The sequence below is a fragment of the Staphylococcus saprophyticus subsp. saprophyticus ATCC 15305 = NCTC 7292 genome (genome assembly GCF_000010125.1).
In the GTDB taxonomy this organism is placed as follows: Bacteria; Bacillota; Bacilli; order Staphylococcales; family Staphylococcaceae; genus Staphylococcus; species Staphylococcus saprophyticus.
In genome coordinates, this window is the sequence record NC_007350.1 from 2,497,028 (window position 1) to 2,516,575 (window position 19,548).

Annotated in this window: 18 protein-coding genes and 2 pseudogenes; 3 read left to right on the forward strand and 17 right to left on the reverse strand. The window is 33.0% G+C overall.

Annotated elements, in window-relative coordinates; genetic code table 11:
• Positions 1-8: 8 nt before the first annotated feature.
• A complete protein-coding gene (locus SSP_RS12185) occupies positions 9-1,583 on the reverse strand; it encodes an acyl CoA:acetate/3-ketoacid CoA transferase (RefSeq protein WP_011304015.1) in 1,575 nt (524 codons plus the stop codon).
• A 435-nt stretch (positions 1,584-2,018) separates the two neighbouring features.
• Between SSP_RS12185 and SSP_RS12190 the strand changes: the two are divergent.
• A pseudogene (locus tag SSP_RS12190) lies at positions 2,019-2,285 on the forward strand (BCCT family transporter); the annotation flags it as partial.
• Between the two features lie 238 nt (positions 2,286-2,523).
• Here the strand turns inward: SSP_RS12190 and SSP_RS12195 are convergent.
• From SSP_RS12195 to SSP_RS12205, 3 genes and pseudogenes are all read right to left on the reverse strand, one after another.
• A pseudogene (locus SSP_RS12195) lies at positions 2,524-2,790 on the reverse strand (TetR-like C-terminal domain-containing protein); the annotation flags it as partial.
• 47 nt (positions 2,791-2,837) lie between these two features.
• Positions 2,838-3,638 carry a Cof-type HAD-IIB family hydrolase gene (locus tag SSP_RS12200; protein WP_041784855.1) on the reverse strand — a complete coding sequence of 267 codons (801 nt, stop codon included), beginning with the start codon at positions 3,636-3,638 and terminating at the stop codon, positions 2,838-2,840.
• 328 nt (positions 3,639-3,966) lie between these two features.
• Positions 3,967-5,388: an APC family permease gene (locus tag SSP_RS12205; protein ID WP_002484362.1), complete on the reverse strand. Its 1,422-nt coding sequence runs from the start codon at positions 5,386-5,388 to the stop codon at positions 3,967-3,969.
• Positions 5,389-5,681: 293 nt separating this feature from the next.
• On the opposite strand from SSP_RS12205, the gene SSP_RS12210 reads away from it, so the two are divergent.
• Positions 5,682-6,515, forward strand: coding sequence for an aldo/keto reductase (locus tag SSP_RS12210; protein ID WP_011304020.1), 834 nt, complete (start codon positions 5,682-5,684; stop codon positions 6,513-6,515).
• A gap of 466 nt (positions 6,516-6,981) precedes the next feature.
• On the opposite strand, the gene SSP_RS12215 is transcribed toward SSP_RS12210, so the two are convergent.
• Complete coding sequence (locus SSP_RS12215; protein ID WP_011304021.1) at positions 6,982-7,281, reverse strand: hypothetical protein; 300 nt, start codon at positions 7,279-7,281, stop codon at positions 6,982-6,984.
• 376 nt (positions 7,282-7,657) lie between these two features.
• On the opposite strand from SSP_RS12215, the gene SSP_RS12220 reads away from it, so the two are divergent.
• Entirely contained in the window at positions 7,658-7,891 is a 234-nt protein-coding gene (locus SSP_RS12220; RefSeq protein ID WP_011304022.1) for a FeoA family protein, read from the forward strand.
• A gap of 60 nt (positions 7,892-7,951) precedes the next feature.
• Here SSP_RS12220 and SSP_RS13050 read toward each other — a convergent pair whose 3' ends face one another.
• From SSP_RS13050 to rpmH, 12 genes are all read right to left on the reverse strand, one after another.
• Positions 7,952-8,017: a type I toxin-antitoxin system Fst family toxin gene (locus SSP_RS13050; protein ID WP_162009580.1), complete on the reverse strand. Its 66-nt coding sequence runs from the start codon at positions 8,015-8,017 to the stop codon at positions 7,952-7,954.
• A 187-nt stretch (positions 8,018-8,204) separates the two neighbouring features.
• Positions 8,205-9,605, reverse strand: coding sequence for an RES family NAD+ phosphorylase (locus SSP_RS12225; protein WP_011304023.1), 1,401 nt, complete (start codon positions 9,603-9,605; stop codon positions 8,205-8,207).
• A 350-nt stretch (positions 9,606-9,955) separates the two neighbouring features.
• Positions 9,956-10,051 (reverse strand): type I toxin-antitoxin system Fst family toxin, encoded by a 96-nt coding sequence (locus tag SSP_RS13055; protein ID WP_002441941.1) that lies wholly within the window; start codon positions 10,049-10,051, stop codon positions 9,956-9,958.
• Positions 10,052-10,353: 302 nt separating this feature from the next.
• A complete protein-coding gene (locus SSP_RS12230; RefSeq protein WP_011304024.1) occupies positions 10,354-11,112 on the reverse strand; it encodes a MerR family transcriptional regulator in 759 nt (252 codons plus the stop codon).
• A gap of 109 nt (positions 11,113-11,221) precedes the next feature.
• Positions 11,222-11,785, reverse strand: a complete 564-nt coding sequence (locus tag SSP_RS12235; RefSeq protein ID WP_011304025.1) for a helix-turn-helix transcriptional regulator — start codon at positions 11,783-11,785, stop codon at positions 11,222-11,224.
• Positions 11,786-11,978: 193 nt separating this feature from the next.
• The gene (locus SSP_RS12240; protein ID WP_011304026.1) at positions 11,979-13,436 is read right to left on the reverse strand and encodes a carbon starvation CstA family protein; all 1,458 of its coding nucleotides are present in this window, start codon (positions 13,434-13,436) and stop codon (positions 11,979-11,981) included.
• Between the two features lie 207 nt (positions 13,437-13,643).
• Positions 13,644-14,483, reverse strand: coding sequence for a ParB/RepB/Spo0J family partition protein (locus SSP_RS12245; RefSeq protein ID WP_002481957.1), 840 nt, complete (start codon positions 14,481-14,483; stop codon positions 13,644-13,646).
• Positions 14,484-14,523: 40 nt separating this feature from the next.
• On the reverse strand, positions 14,524-15,243 hold the full coding sequence (rsmG, locus tag SSP_RS12250) for a 16S rRNA (guanine(527)-N(7))-methyltransferase RsmG (RefSeq protein WP_011304027.1): 720 nt from the start codon (positions 15,241-15,243) through the stop codon (positions 14,524-14,526).
• A gap of 1 nt (position 15,244) precedes the next feature.
• Complete coding sequence (gene mnmG, locus SSP_RS12255; RefSeq protein ID WP_002481959.1) at positions 15,245-17,122, reverse strand: tRNA uridine-5-carboxymethylaminomethyl(34) synthesis enzyme MnmG; 1,878 nt, start codon at positions 17,120-17,122, stop codon at positions 15,245-15,247.
• A 16-nt stretch (positions 17,123-17,138) separates the two neighbouring features.
• On the reverse strand, positions 17,139-18,518 hold the full coding sequence (mnmE, locus tag SSP_RS12260; protein WP_103301806.1) for a tRNA uridine-5-carboxymethylaminomethyl(34) synthesis GTPase MnmE: 1,380 nt from the start codon (positions 18,516-18,518) through the stop codon (positions 17,139-17,141).
• A 162-nt stretch (positions 18,519-18,680) separates the two neighbouring features.
• On the reverse strand, positions 18,681-19,028 hold the full coding sequence (rnpA, locus tag SSP_RS12265) for a ribonuclease P protein component (protein ID WP_011304029.1): 348 nt from the start codon (positions 19,026-19,028) through the stop codon (positions 18,681-18,683).
• 159 nt (positions 19,029-19,187) lie between these two features.
• The gene (gene rpmH / locus SSP_RS12270; RefSeq protein WP_000240855.1) at positions 19,188-19,325 is read right to left on the reverse strand and encodes a 50S ribosomal protein L34; all 138 of its coding nucleotides are present in this window, start codon (positions 19,323-19,325) and stop codon (positions 19,188-19,190) included.
• Positions 19,326-19,548: the final 223 nt, after the last annotated feature.

Genomic DNA, 19,548 nt, shown 5'->3' on the forward strand with positions numbered 1-19,548 from the left:
CCCCTTATTTAAATACGATAATCCGACTTAATTGCTTGAGCCAATCCTCCCCAGTGCGCTTGATAGATATCACTCTGTGTTAGCTTGATATCATCAGAAAGAATCGGTCTAAAAGCCATGTTGGCTAAAATATCTTGTTCTAAATCTAAACCTGGTGCAATCTCAATAAGTTTTAAACCCTTGTGCGTTAGTTCAAATACTGCACGTTCCGTTACGAAGTAGACCTCTTGATTAAATTTAATTGCATTTTCAGCATTGAAATCCATACTACCCACTTTATCCACAAATTTTGTAGCGCGTCCTTGCGCTTCTACAGTTACTTTATTATTTTCGTATGATAGTTGACCCCCAACAACCATCGCTCCTGAAAATACAATTGTCTTTACTGTCTGACTAATATCTATAAAACCTCCGCAGCCGTTCATTTTTTCTCCAAACTTAGACACATTGACATTACCCATCTGATCAACTTCAGCAAAGCTTAAATAGGCAACATCCAAGCCATTGTTATAGATAAAATCCCAAGTCATATCATGTCTCATTCGTGCACTCAAGTTGTAATTCATACCAAAGTGTTCTCGACTACTGATTAATCCACCAAATACGCCCGTATCAATATTAGGCTGAACTAAATGATTGACTTGTTCTTCCGATAAGACATTAGATAATTCATTATTTATGCCAAAACCAATACTGATTACGTCACCCTCTAATAAAAATTGAGCCGCACGTCTCAAAATCACTTTACGGGTCCCTAATGCTATATATGGTTCTCGCATTTCTGTAATTTGATAATGTCCTGATAGTGCTGGATCATATTGCGTTTGCATCACTTGCCTATGCAGTTTAGGATTCGTGTTTACGACAACATAATCGACCAGTTTTCCTGGAATAAATACATCATTGGGATTAAAGTTACCATTTTGAACAACTGCTTTAACTTGTACAATCACTTTTCCGCGATTATTATGTGTTGCTAATGCTAAGCTATATCCTTCACCAAGATGTGCTTCATGTGTCATGTATATGTTGCCATCCATGTCCGCATATGTACCTCTTAATAGCGCAATATCTATGTCTGGAAAGTCATACTGTAAATATGTCTGATGATTAATTTCAATCAACGATACTAAATCTTCGGTCGTGCGCTCATTGACTTTACCACCTGTATACCTAGGATCTACATTGGTGTTCAGGCCAATTTTAGATATGGTACCTGGTGATTCTTGCGTCTTACTTCTGTAATGTGTGGTAATCACGCCTTGAGGTAAGTAATACGCTTCGATCTCGTTATTGCGCATTGCATTGATTGTTGCCGGTGACGCTGTGATGATACTTGTGATTAATCGCTTAATCATACCCCTTGTTGTAAACGCATCTAAGTCATAGCTATCGCCACGATAATCACTAATATCATTTGCTAACATAAATGTAAAATCTGTAAACGATTGATCTTCATCATTATATTCGACTAACGTTTTGAGTATCTCAGCTGGTAAATTAGCCGTTGATAAGGCTGCCAGAGCTATAACATCACCTTTATTAATGATGCTTGTCAATTTTGAAAATGGAATAATTTTCATATAGGTGTCTCCTATCTTTATTTAATCCAATCTGTTATAAGCTTTCCCCTTTAAAAATCGCTCCTTTTTATGTAAATGTAAGCCCTTACATGTAATATACCATTATTTTTGAAAATTATGCAAAAATTTTAAATTTTACAAATTAAGATTAACTATTTTATGGCTTTATAACGGGATTTGAGCAGACATAAATTCAAATTAATGTTTTAACACATCATGTCTAGTTGACTCATCATATTTACTTTATTAATGCTGATGATTTACAGCATTTCTATTTTTTTAAAACTTAGATTTCGACATTATATTATTTAATATTTTCGTTACAAAAATATTAATTATTTTTTATACATCGTTGATTTTATAAACATTTTATATAGTTGTAGCATTCGCATAAGTTTTTATCCTTAACAATGTTTAAAAATATAAGGAGGGTTTATTTTGGAATCTAATGAACAAAAATTTAGCGGAAAAAAGCTTTCTTCTGTTTTTACTTATAGTCTTATTCTTACAGCTATCGTTGTATTATTAGGTGCTATTTTCCCTAATCAGTTCAATACCATAGGGACAAACATTACGGGTTGGATTACAGAATACTTCGGTTGGTATTATATGATTATCGTTGCATTGATGATATTCTTCTGTGTCTTCTTAATATTTAGCCCTATTGGTAAATTAAAGCTCGGAAAACCTAACGACAAGCCAATCACTATAATAACGCTCAATAAGATTAAATAGCATATTGTCACCAATGATTGGGATTTTCTTTATGTACAATAAATTCACTAGTATGGCGTATGCAATACCTGATAAAAGAAACGGCGTAAGGATAACTGTCACTTTTTCAAAAAATGTTAATGTAATCTTGTTCATATTGATTGCTCCTATATATCTATTAGATGTTTGTCATTCAATTTCACGATAAATATCTCACATACTTCATTTAAAAGGCTTGCTTTACAATACCCACCGTCCCTACGGTCACAATATTATAGAAATGATGAACAAATTCACGCTTATCTATTCTATTGTCATCTTTGACCCAGTGTTTCAGTATGGAAATACCGGCACCTGATACATAACTCATAAAGTAATCAAATGGCATATTGCCAATTTTGTCATCCGCATTTTTATACGCACTTAAATGACTATATATCAGGGTATATAACTTTTCTTGCAGTATGGATGCTTTACCAAGTTCAAACATGGTTTTGTAAAAAGCGTTTTCATAAAATTAAAAACTTTTTTTATGATTAATTATTTAAAACCAAGTAAAAGATTAAGTGTTTGAATGACACCATCTTCATCATTATTTTTGGCGATTAAATTCGCTTCTGCTTTCAACTCTGGGTATGCATTATCCATCGCTACTTTATATTTAGCCGCTTTAAATAAATCAATATCATTCATACCATCACCAAATGCGATTGTTTCCGCGGGACTAATTTGTAATAAATTTTGAATACGACGTATCGTCGTCCCTTTATTAACACCTAAATCTGCAATATCAATCCATTCCTCATCAGATGCAATAATATAAACGTCTGACTCATAGTGCTTAATTTGCTGTGCCGTCGCTTTACAATTTGCTTTAGGATCATGCACTGAAATTTTCAAAAAATCTTCCTCAACTTCTGAAAAATCATTAATATAGGTCACTTCTTGATACGAGCCATGTACAATTCTTTTCTCTGCTTCAGAAATATGATTGAGTACATATGCACTAGATGCCGTACAACCTAAAATCGTTTGCGTCGAATCAATCTCACTAATTGCTTGGATAATTTCTTGCCCTTTATGATGATCAATCGTGGCATTGTATATAAACGATCCATTATATTTAGTTCTAGTAGCACTATCTCCAACGATAAATGTATCTTGCGCTAAATCCCCAACGATATTTTCAACGCGTTCACATTGTTTACCAGTACAAAACACAAAACGAATGTGTGCTTGTGCACAGTGTTCTTTCAATAATTGAAATGATTCACTATTGAATTGACTATTACTATTTAAAAAAGTTCCATCCATATCCGTCACAATAAGCTTGATATTCATCAAAAATACCCTTTATTAATATATTTATATTAATTGTATCTATTTATATATTAAATGTATATGAAGACGTTTTCCTAGCTCAAATCGTGTTTAGTATTGCCAATGAACTCGGACATAAATACCATTTATACGTCATTTTATATCACAATGCTTTTAAAAAAATAAGGCCCTTTCGTATAATTTAATAAATACTACTAAACTAAATTAACGAGGGGCCTTATAGATAAAGGTTATAATATCACTCAACTTACACTACCAATAGCAACTTCAATGTTAATTACTGTGATGCTATTGCTCGATTGAATCATTTTATTTTTATTTGAACTACTTATTTTTGCTGTCGATTCGTTTTCACTAGATAAAATAGATAATACACAATACCAATGATAAACCAAATCAATGTATAGAGCTTAGCCTGTCCACTTAAGCCCCAAAATACAGCGAATACACACACAAAGATAATGATTGGCATGATTGGATAAAATGGTAGTTTAAATGCTGGCATTGGCAAATCTTTTCCTTCTCTCTTACGTAAGGCATAGATACCAACCGTAACGAACATAAATGCTACCAAAGCACCTGCAGAAATTAATTGTGCAAGGAAACCAAACGGAAAGACTGCACCAATAACTACAGCAACAATAGAAAGTACAATCAATGCACGATTTGGAAGATTTTTATTGTTTAATTTTCCAAGCCAAGACGGAAGGATACCATCCCGACCAAATGAATATAATAAACGAGAACCAGCCAACATCATACCGATTAAGGCAGTAAACATACCAATAACTGAAATGGCTTGAACAATGACAGCAATCGTACCATAGCCACTTGTACGTAATGCCCAACCAACTGGCTCTGCATTATTTTTATATGAACTATAGTCAAACATACCGACTAGCACAAGAGCTACAACAATAAAGAGCGTTACGGCAATCAGTAGCGAACCCAGTATACCTCTTGGCATTGTTTTCTGTGGATTAATCGCTTCACCAGAATTAGCTGCTATTGAATCAAAACCAATATATGCTACGAAGATGACTGAACTTCCAGCATAAATACCTTGCCATCCTCCAAATGCACCTGCTGCAGTTTCTTTATATTCAGGTATAAATGGAACATAATTTCCAAGATCTATCACTGATACCCCTACAATAATAAATAAAAAAATCGCGAGTACTTTAAGTACTACTAATATATTTTGAACACGTGCTGTTTCAGAAGTTCCACGAGATAATAACAAGGCAGTAATAACAACGACGACTGCTGCTATCAAATCTAAGATACCGCCATCCGTACCCAATGAGTTAGAAAGTGAATTCGGTAATGAAATATGGAAAGGGTCTAACAGCCCTCTTAAATTAGCAGAAAAACCTGAAGCAACGAAAGATACGGCAATCAGATATTCAGCAATTAATGCCCATCCAACAATCCATCCAAAGAACTCTCCAAATAAAATACTAATCCAAGTATATGCAGAACCCGCAAAAGGCATTACCGTTGCCATTTCAGCATAGACAAATGCGACCATTGCAGCAACAATCGCCGCCACTAAAAAGGATAAGCTGACAGATGGGCCCGTATGATCTGCTGATACAACACCAGGCAGTGTAAAAATCGCTGTAGATACAATTGTCCCTACACCTAGCGCTAAAAAGTCTTTTACACGTAGTGTACGTTCTAGATGCGCATCTTTATTTTGATATCGAGATACATCTTCTTTTCGTAATAAGCTTTGTATAAGATTCATTTTTTACTTCTCCTTGCTATTTTTAAAACAAACATGTTTTTAAGTATAATGATTTTTGAATCTGATGTATATGCTATTGAAGAAAGAATTAACTTTTATTGTATTTTCATATATTTTACAAAGTTATCCGTTAATCACCCACCTTATATTCAGGGACTTTTTTTACATCACTTATTTTCTTGGCATTATCTATTGCACGGGTACTTTAAAGTGCGTACTTACTTTTTTAAAGTATGCCCTTTAAAATAATAATTATCGTCATAATACGAATTTAGATAAAAAGGAGTTTTTTGATGCAATATACAACATTTAATAATGGACATACGATGCCTCAACTAGGTTTAGGCGTTTTTAGAGTGGAAAATAATGATACGGCAAAGGATGCTGTTAAACATGCAATTGTTAGTGGCTACCGTAGTATTGATGCTGCTTTCGTATACGGTAATGAAGAAATGGTCGGTCAGGGCATTCAAGAAGGCATCCTTGAAGCTGGTATTCAAAGAGAAGATTTGTTTATCACATCAAAATTATGGTTAGACCACTACGGTAAAGATAACGTTCAAGTGGGTTATGAAACTTCATTAAAGCTTTTAGGCTTAGATTACTTAGACCTTTATCTTATTCATTGGCCAGGTACTGATCAGTCGCTAATGATAGAAACATGGGAAGGCATGGAAGCATTATATAATGGTGGAAAAGTCAAAAACATTGGTGTCAGTAACTTTGATATTGAACACCTTGAAACTTTAAAAGCACATACTTCTATTAAACCGGTCATCAACCAAGTGGAATTCCATCCATACCTTATACAACAATCATTAAGGGACTATCTTGCTTCTGAATCTATTCAAATGGAATCTTGGTCTCCTTTAATGAATGCTGAAATTCTTACAGATGAGACAATCGTTGCAATCGCTGATGAAATTGGAAAATCCCCAGCTCAAGTCGTTATCAGATGGAATATTGAGCATGGTGTGGTGACTATACCTAAATCAGTCACACCACATAGAATCGAAGAAAATATAAATATATTTGATTTTTCATTAACGCAAGCACAAATCGCACGCATCGATGCGTTAAATCAAGATCGTAGAATTGGACCAAATCCTTTAGAGTTCAACGGATAGTATACTCATTTTCCCTCATAAAAGAGCCTTAGACATTTAATGATGTCTAAGGCTCTTTTTCAATTAAGCAGTAGATGACTGAATTGAAAATACCCTTGTATCAAGCTTTTTTCAATTCTAGTCATCCTTGCCTTGATTGCGTAGGTAGGACTACAAAATCTCTATTAGAAAATTGGATTTTTGTCCCTCTCCGTTATTTTCAATTCTAAGTTGTCTTTGAAAAAAGATGCTATTCATTCCGTAATTAATTAAAACTTCCTAAATCAGCAACTTTAATAAATGTTTTGATTTGAGGATTATACTTGTGTTCACCCTAATTTTTTGAATTTACAATAGGCTTGTAGGTTATACTTCGTACGCATTTATTTTAACATTAAAAAAATACCAATAAACTTTAGCGTATCGTTACTTCATTCCAAAGTTTATTGGTATGCTATTCTAGCAGGTCATACAGTACGTTATACGTTTAATGCTTCATGCGTTGTAACACTTCTAACTGTATTACTTTTAATGCTTCATTATATTCACGATTTGTACTTTCTTGTGCATTAATAATTAATAAATCAACCAATTCTACGTCGCTTTTCTCACTGACTTCATGTTCAAATTGATGCAAATGTTCTTCTGAGGTCTTCGCATTTTGCTTTTCTATCTGATAGTATTGATCGGCTCCCAATCCACCTTCTTCAATCATGACAGAAATACCATTTGAACGTGTTTCGTTTACTCTTTTTACTTTAATACGTTTATTTTCACGGATAGCCATTTGAATCCCTCCTAACATTCATGTGCATTTGACAAACATCAACTTCATTTTTATCACATCTGCTACTTATTGGATTGAGATCAAATCACCTAGTTGCCGTTAATCATTATGTATAGTCATATTACATATTCAAGATAAAACACTATTGTTTCATATTTCGATAGTATCTATAGTGTAATATTACATATAAATAAATACAATCTCTTTGCTCATTTTTCTATACCCTTTTTCTGCTATCATTATCCACGCTATAGTTGTATGCATACAGCAATAAAGTTTAACAAAATGTTCATAAATTTAATATTTATACCACTTCTATTGCACTAAACCTAATTATATAATTGATAATGATTATTATTGTGAAAGAGTGATGTATATGTTGAATTTAAAGACTGGCGTTTTAGAAAAAAATTACACAGTAACTGATTTAAAAATTAGAAACAAGCACATGCTTCAGCGTCTCCATGCATTAGGTTTAACTCATGGAACCAAGATAAAAATCAAACAAAAATGTTTATTTAAGGGACCCTGCATTTTAGAAATAAATGGTCAAAATTTAAGTATCCGTGGTTGTGACGCATGTCAGATTTTCAAGGATATTTGCATTTGATGCACCGAACCCCTCACTACTCGCAATAGTGAGGTTTTTTGTAGATGTAGTTATTGTATCCTATTTATATTTACGTAACCAATGCGTAAATAACGCAATAATACAAACACTTATGATTGTGCACAAAGATTTCCAATGAGAACAGCACTTCCTCCAAATTCAATTTGACGAATGATAAATAGGTGAGACTATTATAATACTACTTGTTAACAAATAAAATTTCCTATTCCTTTAATCATAATTTATGTAAACAATAAGAGAAATTTCATATTTGAGATAATCTTATCATAGCTATAGTGTACATCTTTTAACTTCATTTATAATTATGAATTAAAAAGTCTACTTCTTTCTTGGATAAAACCTCATATTCACCTCTTTTTAGCTCATTTGTAGCGTGATCAAATAAATTAAAATTTAAATCATTACGGTGTTTTAATGATTTACTACTTCTAATAACAAGACCACCATAACCACCAAATTTAATACATTCCGCAATGAACCTAGGTAATATATATTCTTGATAGTTATTTGAGGTTTTAGGCCTTAGTAATATATCTAAAAGATGACTATCAATTTTAGTAAAATCAGCTAGCTTCAAATTATTATTATATAAGTACTGCTGAACATGGTAATACTTTGAATGTTCGTCATACACTTCTAATAACGAAATTTCTTTTTGATTAGCAGTATATAGTAGAGATTGGCCATAAGAATCAAAGCGTCCACCTCTTGAAATATCATAAGGTGTAATACTCATTTGCTCATATGAAAATGGAAATTTATCCTTTTTAGTTCTGGTTTTATAAAGTGTTAGTTCTTCTGCAGTTTCGAATAAACCTATATTAAAACTTTGGATTTCATCATAAATTTTCTTGCCAATTTTATGATTTAAAATAAGCATTGGAGTATTTTGAATATACCTAATAAATTCAAAAAGTTCTTTTTCGCTAAATCCTAAATTTTCATCATAAAGAGCATAAGCGTCAGAAATACTATTTATGTCAGTATATTCATCACTATCTTTTCTTTTTAAATATGTACTATGGCCTCTAATTCTAGTTGCTGTAAAGTTCTCTTTGAATCCCACTCTACCAAGTAAATCGAAATGATTTTTGGGAACTATTAGTTTGTTAATATCAATAGTTTTATTAAAGTTAGTGTAAAAAACAGATGACGGTATCTTATAATTAAAGTTTTTGATGGTACTGAAATAAGAAGGTTTATTATAATTTAAACTTTTTAAAATTTTATCAGTTACCGAATAATTATATGTATTGTATAAATTGATTTTGCCAATTATATTATTGAATTTAGTTGTATTTGAATACGCTTTATTAATAGCGTTATTAGCTAATAGTGAAGGATTTTTAATAGGATAAGTATAATTGGTAGAAATTAATGAATTTGTTTTTTTATTAAGTAACCCTATTGCATTAAGCACAGATGTATTGTAAACGGTAGGATTAATAACGTTATTATTGAATTTATTGGTATTTAAAATTGCTTTATTAATAGCACTACTAGTTAATAGTGAAGAGTTATTTATTGAATTGATATAACTAGTATAAATTGGTTTGTTTCTTTTCTTATTAATTGGTGATATATCATACACATTCGTTTTTTTAGGTATAAAGTCAATAAAAAATAAAAATTTATTATTAAGTATATCTTCATAATTTTTATACAATATTGGAAAAAATTTTTCATAATTCATATTTAATGATCACACCTTTCATTGCTATTAAAGCTATTATATTATTATTTTATACAATTATAAGCAAATAAATTAATATTTTGAAAAAATCAAAACACATGCATAATATTGCATGTGTTTTTGTTACGCTTATAAAGGTTATATAAAATCTTTCACTTAAATAGTTAAGTATATATTTCTACTATCCCATTCCCTTTATATTAAATATTTATATTTCACAATTTCGATTTTGCATTCCTACCCACTATGATGTTATAATTCAATTAACGAAGGTTATATGCATATAAGCACCAATCCCCTCACTATTTGCGGTAGTGAGGGGATTTTTTGATGCGTCTTAACGTCGCCTTCTATTTATTGCGTTTACTACTAAGCCAATAAGTAAAATACGCAACTGCACAGCCACTAATGACTGGTGCAATGATGTGAACGAAGATCATAAGCATATTAAACACCTCCTTCCGCCGAAAATATCGCCCGCCGGAAGTTAAGGCGACTCTATTATTATACCACCTGCTAATGTATCAGCGTACCTACTTAAACTACGTTGAAGCATATTAAAGAATGCCTCATTTCCAACACTTTTACTACCAAAAACTATAAACTTAAAATTGATTAACTCCCTACTTTTACCATCCCCAAATAATAAAAAGAAGCTAAACAACGTTGTGTTGTCTAACTTCTTAATTAATATATAATCTTTAGCTCGAAAGACATTACCTAAGACGTCCCGCTATCTTATCTGTTTTTATTTCTTAACAAAAGCGATTATGGCATCTCTTAAAAATTGAGCACCACCTTCTACATATTTATCATAATATCTAGAAAATCGTTCATCAGCCACGTACATTTCAGCTAAACCTGCATGTGCTTCTTTAGTATAATCAGACCACGTATACATTAACCATGCTTTATGTTTCGCAGCTAACATTTGCGCAACTTCAGATGATGGATCGCCGGTTTGATATGCTTTGGGTAATAACTCAATAATTTCATTCTCTAATTTACGCCATTCATTATATTCCGCTTCAGTCATATCTTTAAATTTTGCGTTACTTTCATCTACAGTCTTGTCACCGTATTTTTCTCTGATTTCAGTACCATATTCATGTTCGTTTTCTTGAATTGCTTGTACTTTCAATCCTTCAAATTTTTCTTTATCTTGCATAGCAATTTCTCCTTTCGTATGCGCAATGGTTTTTTCTACGGTTTCTATAATTTTGTCGAGGTGTGCACGTTTTTGTTTTAAATTTTCAGAATGATTTTCTAAAGCAGTTACTTGATCAAATCCAGGTTGTTGGACGATGTTTTTTATTTCTTCAATACTTACATCTAACTCTCGATAGAATATAATTTGTTGTAGCATGTCTACTTGTTCTTTGCCATATATCCGGTATCCTGATGAATTGATTCTATCTGGTTTAAGCAATCCAATTTGATCATAATAGCGCAATGTGCGAGGACTTACACCTGATAGTTTAGCTAATTGACTTACGGTATATTCCATAATTCACCTCCTGACAAATAACACGTTACACCCTTACGTTACGTCAATCTCAAGGAGAAATTTCTAATTTTTAAAAATCGAACTATCATCCACATGTTTTATATCATACTTATGGCTTAAATAGATATATACTAATTAATACAACTGCGATAAAAATACCCACGACTAATACGAAACTATATATCGAAGTAATTAAATTTCTTAAATTAGATGAATGTACTTCATTTGGATCCTTTCCATTCATAAAAGCTACGATACGATCATAGGTTTGTATTTGATATGATTTCTTAAAACGCTCTACCTTAAATGATGCAATAATACCAGTACCTAATAATAATATTTCTAGTATTAAACCAAATGCTCCCCAGTAATACATCGCAGGTCCAATTAATATTCCTGCTATCAACATCGGCCATATCATTAAATGCGACGATAGATTAAATCTGCTTTCTTTCAACTTACGCTCCATAATCTCCACGTCTCCTTTGACTAAGTCATCTAAAGAAACATCAAACAATGAACTTAGCATCAATAAATTATGAATATCTGGATAGCTTTTATCATTCTCCCAATTAGAAATTGTTTGTCGTGAAACATATAATTTTTCAGCTAAACTTTCTTGAGATAAATAACCGCGTTGCCGATAATATTTAATTTGATGTCCTAAATTCATTGTTCTGCTCCTTTAAGTAGAGATTATGATGATTTTCAATATAAGACTATCAAAGTTCGTTGACATCTGCATCATTTTGCCATGCTTAAAAATTTTTACATACTGTTGTCACAGTGAATCAAGACTGCCCTTTAGACATACCAAAGGATAGGAAACTTGTTATATTAGCAAGCTCCTATCCTTTAATATAATATTATGTTGTTTGTTGTTGCTTATAAGATATTTGATAATCCAATTCAAATTTAGCACCTGCTGTGATTTTTTTGTATTGATAACTGAAATAAGCTACCCATAAAATCGTTAGCACAAAGGCTATGATATAACTTAAATTGAGGTCTAAACCCAATCCAATTTTCTGACTTAAAATATAAGTAAAAATATTCCATGTCATAAACACAGCTGGGATTGCTGCCACCCAGAAATTCTTTTTCGCAATCAATAGATACATCGCACCTACCCATAGTGCAACAACCGCTGTTGTTTGATTTGCCCAAGAGAAATATCTCCATAGAATCGTGAAATCAACTTGTGTAAGACCAAAGCTAATAACGAACAATGGTACTGCTACAATAATACGTTTAACAATATTTCGCTGACCATAGTTTAAATAATCTGCAATAATCATTCTAGCACTTCTGAAAGACGTATCCCCGCTAGTGATTGGTAAAATGATAACACCTAACACGGCGATCGTACCGAATACAGAGCCCAGTAATAGATGTGATGCCTGGCTCACTACTAATGCAGCTTCACCACGTGCTAAGACATCATTCAAACCATTATAGCCATTAAATAAACTCATACCCGCTGCAGCCCAAATCATTGCTATGATACCTTCCGCAATCATCATACCGTAAAAGATGAATCTACCATTCTGTTCTTTATTTGTTGTTCTAGAAATAATCGGTGTCTGTGTCGCATGAAATCCAGACAATGCACCACAAGTTATTGTAAAGAATAGTAATGGAAATACTGGCGCCCCATCAGGATGCATATTACTAAAATTTAGTTCTGGAATAGGTGCCCCTGTTTGAATAAGACGGAAACCTATACCTACCGCACTCACTAATAATAATGCGCCAAACACTGGATAAATTCTACCAATGATCTTATCTATAGGTAAAATTGTAGATAATGTATAATACACAAATATAACAAAAATAATAATACCCAGTGCAATGCGTCCATCCATTAAATTATGTAATAGAAGTGCCGGACTAGTCACAAATACAGTTCCTGTTAAGAGTAATAATAAAATAGAAAATATATTAACAAAGTGCTTCATCACTTGACCTAAAAATTTCCCTGCAAGTTCTGGTAAGTGCGCCCCTTTATTTCTAATTGAAATCATACCGGTCAGATAATCATGTACTGCCCCTGCAAAGATACAGCCTACAACAATCCAAATAAATGCTATGGGTCCATAAAGTGCTCCCATAATAGGTCCAAATATAGGTCCAACACCAGCGATATTTAACAATTGTATAAGCGAGTTAGATCGCGTCTTCATTGGTAAATAATCAACATCATCTCTTTGATCATACGCTGGTGTGGGTCGCTCTTTATTTGGTCCAAACATTTTGTCTATGTATTTTCCATAAGTGAAATAACCCACCACCAATAAAATAATAGCTACAATAAAAGTAATCATGTTACCATTCCCCCTTAGATAACTTGAAAGCGTTTTCTTAATTTAACCATAAATGGTAAAATTTCACAATATTACATTTGTTTTTTATTCTAATTTTATAAATATGTATTTTTGATTTTATTAAACCTTAATTAATACCTAATTATATATATTAGTACAAAAAATAGAGGCTTACCTCGTCTTATCATAGGTAAACCTCTATCACTATTAATGTTTAAATAATTTTATTTTAATTTCATAATAATCATCGTAATCTTTGGCTTGATGCTCATATTTAATACCACTTTTTTCGATAGAATCTAAACTTTTACCAACCGCTTCACGCGCATCAGTTAAATCTTTTTCAAATTCAAATCTTTGTGCTTTTACTTTTTCAGGGCCTATCTTTTGTTTCACGCGTGCTTCTGTTTGTTTTACATTTAATTTTTGACTTATAACTGTTTCAACTAATATTTCTTGATCTTCTTCTGATAAACTGAGCATCGCGCGCGCATGGCGTTCCGTAATTTTACTTTCACGTAAACGTTCCAATACTTTAGGCGCCAATTTTAATAAACGGAGTTTATTAGCAATAAAGCTCTGACTTTTACCGACACTTTTAGCTAATTCGCTCTGTGTGGTATCCCCGATTTCTAGTAACTTTTTATAAGCTTCGGCTTCTTCAACAACAGATAAATTTTCACGTTGAATATTTTCAATGAGTGCGACTACAGCAGTTTCCTCATCATCTAAATATCTAATAATTACATCAGCGTGCGTTTTACTTAGGCTCTGTAAAGCTCTAAATCTACGTTCACCTGCTATAATCTCAAACATATCCTCTTCAATTGGACGTACGACAATCGGTTGTAACAAACCATGTTCTTCTATAGATTCTGCGAGTTCTTTAATCTTATTTGGCTCAAATACTTGTCTTGGTTGATAACGGTTTGGCACAATACGTTCCGTATGAATAGATTCAACGCTATTATTATAATCCTCTTCAATATAACCAACGATGTCATCTTTGTTCTTTAAACCAAATAATTTAGAAAAAGGTTTTTTCATTTACTATGCGCTCCCTCTAAATTAATTGTATTGAATTTTACTATTTTTCAAGTAACGGTGATTTATTTGGTGTTCCTGGTTTTCTAGGATATTTCTTAGGTGTTTGACTACGTTTGTCTATGATAATCATCTGTCTTTCACCTGCATCTTCAGGTAGTTCATATGAAATTGTATCAAGTACTTTACCACCTAATACGCCAATACCGAAACGTGCTTCTTCCAATTCTTCTTCACCTTTAGACGATTTCAGTGCTATGAAGTGACCACCTTTTTTAACTAATGGCAAGCATAGCTCACTTAATACAGAAAGTCTAGCAACTGCACGTGCTGTAACGATATCGTAAGACGCCCTGTAGTCTCCCTTACCATAAGTTTCGGCACGATCATGTACAAAACTCACATTGTCTAACTCTAAAGCTTCCGCTAATTGATTTAAAAAGTGAATGCGTTTATTCAGTGAATCTACAATTGTAACTTTCAAATTCGGAAAAATGATTTTCAAAGGAATGCTAGGAAAACCAGCACCAGCACCCACGTCACATATCGTTAATTCTTTAGTTAAATCCGTATAAAAACTTGTCGCAATTGAATCATAAAAATGCTTCAAATATACTTCATGTTCTTCAGTAATACTTGTTAAATTCATTTTTTCATTCCATTCAACAAGCATTTGATAATACGTTTGAAACTGTTGTTGTTGTTTATCTGAAAGTTCTATTCCATGTGTACTCAGTTGCTGTGTTAACCATGCTACACTCATCTTAGTTATTCACCCTTTGGATTTTACCTTGTTCAAGATATACAAGTAAAATTGAAATATCGGCTGGATTGACACCAGATATACGTGAAGCTTGTGCAATATTGAGTGGTTTAACTTCTGCTAATTTCTCACGAGCTTCAGTCGCTAAACTATCTACCTTACTATAATCTAGATCTTCTGGAATTTTCTTCTCTTCCATACGTTTAACTTTTTCAACTTGTTGTAAGGATTTATTGATATAACCTTCATATTTAGTTTGAATTTCAACTTGTTCTTCAACGTCTGAAGGCAATTGATGTGATTCATCTAAAATTTCTAGAATTAAATCGTATGTCATTTCAGGACGACGTAATAATTCTAAAGCAAGGATACCGTCTTTCAAACGAGAGCCGCCTTGAGCCTCAATAATCTCTTGCACACGGTCGTTTGGTTTGACACGAATACCATTTAGACGTTCTTGTTCTGCTTTAATCATAGCGCGTTTTTCATTAAAACGTGCATAGCGTTCCTCTGAAATCATACCTAATTCATAACCTAAGTCTGTTAGACGTAAATCAGCGTTGTCATGTCTTAATAATAGACGGTATTCAGCACGAGAAGTCAATAAACGATAAGGTTCGTTTGTACCTTTAGTAATTAAATCATCAATTAATACACCAATATAGGCATCTGAACGACTTAAGATAACTTCATCCTTACCTTGAACACGTGCTGCTGCATTGATACCAGCCATGATACCTTGTCCAGCCGCTTCTTCATAACCTGATGTCCCATTAATTTGGCCAGCAGTGTATAAGTTTTTAATTTTTTTAGTTTCAAGTGTTGGCCATAATTGTGTTGGAACTAACGCATCATACTCGATGGCATAGCCTGCACGCATCATATCTGCTTTTTCTAAACCAGGAATCGTTTCTAACATTTGACGTTGCACATGTTCAGGTAAACTTGTTGATAGACCTTGGACATAAACTTCGTTTGTATTTCTACCTTCTGGTTCTAAGAATAGTTGATGGCGTGGTTTGTCATTGAATCTTACAAATTTATCTTCAATGGATGGGCAATATCTTGGACCAGTACCTTTGATCATACCTGAATACATTGCTGATAAATGTAAGTTATCATCAATCACTTGGTGTGTATCACCATTTGTATAAGTTAACCAACATGGCAATTGATCTAAAATATATTCTGTTGTTTCAAAGCTGAAGGCTCTTCCAACATCATCACCAGGTTGGATTTCCGTTTTAGAATAATCAATCGTTTTGGCATTTACACGTGGTGGTGTACCTGTTTTAAATCTAACGACTTCAAAACCTAATCCTCTTAAGTTATCAGCTAGAGAGATTGAAGGTAATTGATGGTTTGGACCACTTGAATACTTCATGTTACCTAAAATGATTTCACCGCGTAAAAATGTACCTGTTGTAATAATAACTGCCTCTGACCAGTATTCTGTACCGATATTTGTTCTTACACCTTTAATGACATCATCTTCAATAATGAGGTCATCTACCATACCTTGCATGATATCAAGGTTTGCTTCATCTTCAATTACTTTTTTCATTTCTTGTTGATACAAGACTTTATCTGCTTGAGCACGTAACGCTCTTACTGCTGGACCTTTACCAGTATTTAACATACGCATTTGAATGTGCGTTTTATCAATGGTTTTCGCCATTTGACCACCTAATGCATCGATTTCACGTACGACAATACCTTTTGCTGGACCACCCACTGATGGGTTACACGGCATAAAAGCAATATTATCTAGGTTAATCGTCAACATTAACGTTTTGGCACCACGACGTGCTGAAGCTAATCCAGCTTCAATACCAGCATGTCCGGCTCCTATTACTATCACATCATATTCTTGAGCCATTATTATTTCCTCCTTATTATTTTCCTAAACAGAATTGACTAAATAACTGGTCAATTAATTCATCACTTGCAGATTCACCGATAATCTCACCTAAAATTTCCCATGTTCTTGTTAAGTCGATTTGTACCATATCCATCGGTACACCTGATTCTGCTGCATCTATTGCATCTTGAATGGTATTTCTTGCTTGTTTCAATAATGAAATATGTCTTGAATTAGAAACATAAGTCATATCTTGGTTTTGAACATCGCCACCAAAGAATAAATCTCTAATTTGAATTTCTAATTGATCAATGCCTTCTTGTTTGAGCATCGATGTCTGAATCAATGGCATATCGCCAATCATATCTTTGACTTCATCAAGATCTAAATGCTTGTCTAAATCCATCTTATTAACAATAACAATCGCATCTTCATTCTTAATCACTTCATACAACTTACGATCTTCATCTGTTAATCTTTCATTATAATTAAGTACAAATAGTATTAAATCCGCTTCGCCTAAAGCTTTTCTTGATCGCTCTACACCAATACGTTCGACGATATCTTCTGTATCACGTATACCTGCTGTATCGACAAGTCTTAATGGTACACCACGGACATTAACATATTCTTCTAAAGTATCTCTTGTAGTACCAGGCACTTCAGTCACAATGGCTTTATTATCTTGAATGAGGTTATTGAGCATCGATGATTTACCGACATTAGGCTTACCTACGATAACCGTAGAAAGCCCTTCTCTCATAATCTTCCCTTGTGTACCAGTATCGAGTAATTTATTAATTTCTGTTTTAATTTCATTTGATTTCCCTAATAATACCTCTGTAGTCGCATCTTCGACATCATCATATTCTGGGTAATCTATGTTCACTTCGACTTGAGCAAGGATTTCGAGAATGGATTGTCGCTGTCGTTTTATCATATCACTTAAACGACCTTCTATTTGATTCATTGCAACTTTAGACGCACGATCGGTTTTAGAACGAATAAAATCCATCACTGCTTCTGCTTGAGATAAGTCTATTCTGCCATTTAAGAAAGCACGCTTTGTATATTCACCTGGATCAGCCATACGGGCTCCATAGGTCATCGTCAATTCTAGTATTCTATTAATTGTTAAAATACCACCATGACAGTTAATTTCGACAATATCTTCACGTGTGAACGTCTTTGGTGCACGTAGTACGGAAACCATAACTTCTTCCACCACTTCGTTCGATTCAGGATCAATAATATGACCATAGTTAATCGTGTGAGACGTTACATCTTCAAGTCTTTCTTTACCTTTATAAAGTTTATCTGCAATATCTACAGCATCTACACCTGATAAACGTACAATACCAATTGCACCTTCACCCATTGGTGTTGATATACTCGTTATCGTATCTAAATCCATCATCCATCTCGCCTCCTTTTCGACTTCATTTTTATCATTACAATATTGTAAATAGTTTCCTATTAAAAAGCGAGTATCTTGTTTACCATTTCGCAAAAGTTAGTCTTCGGTTTGTATGAGGTAAGACTTACAGTTGTCTAACATCTTCTTCCCCTTCCCTACTTAAACACGCTTATTAAATACCTTTGCTATTTTGAGTACATGTTCCAAACTCGCTTGTATTTGTAATGTGTCCATATCTTTTGCTGGTTGCCTCGCTATCACAATAATATCCATTGGTAAGATATCTTCTTTATGGATTTTAAAATTTTCGCGAATGGCACGTTTAATTCTATTTCTTACGACTGCATTACCTAACTTTTTAGAAACACTAATACCTAAGCGAAAATGATTCAACGCTTTATTAGGTTGCGTATATATTACAAATTGTCTATTTGCAACTGATTTCCCTTTCTTATAAATAAACTGGAAATCACTATTTTTTTTTATTCGGTAAGCTTTCTCCACCAAGCATCACTCACTTATCATATCTTTTCAATACATATACCAACGAACCTTATGTTTCGTTCTATTCATTCGTTATCATAAATTAATAGTAGAAATCTACGTAATTTTTAGCAATTTTACTTCACTAAAACCAAAAAAAAGACCACTGATGAGTCAGTGATCTTATGCTGATAATACTTTACGGCCTTTACGACGACGACGCGCCAACACTTTACGACCATTTTTTGTGCTCATGCGTTTTCTGAAACCATGAACTTTACTATGTTTACGTTTATTTGGTTGATAAGTACGTTTTACCATGCAAAAACACCTCCATCTTTATTCGGTTCTATACTATTATAATAGATAAATTAATATACGCTTCTGCTTCAAGTCTTGATTTAACTGTTATTAATTTCTAGTCATAATTCAAGCAACTATTACAATATAACAAAATCTATTTTATAAAGCAAGTCTCAATTTAAGTGACTGATTTAAAATATATGAGTTACATCATACACTTCCTTTATTATATTACAATCAA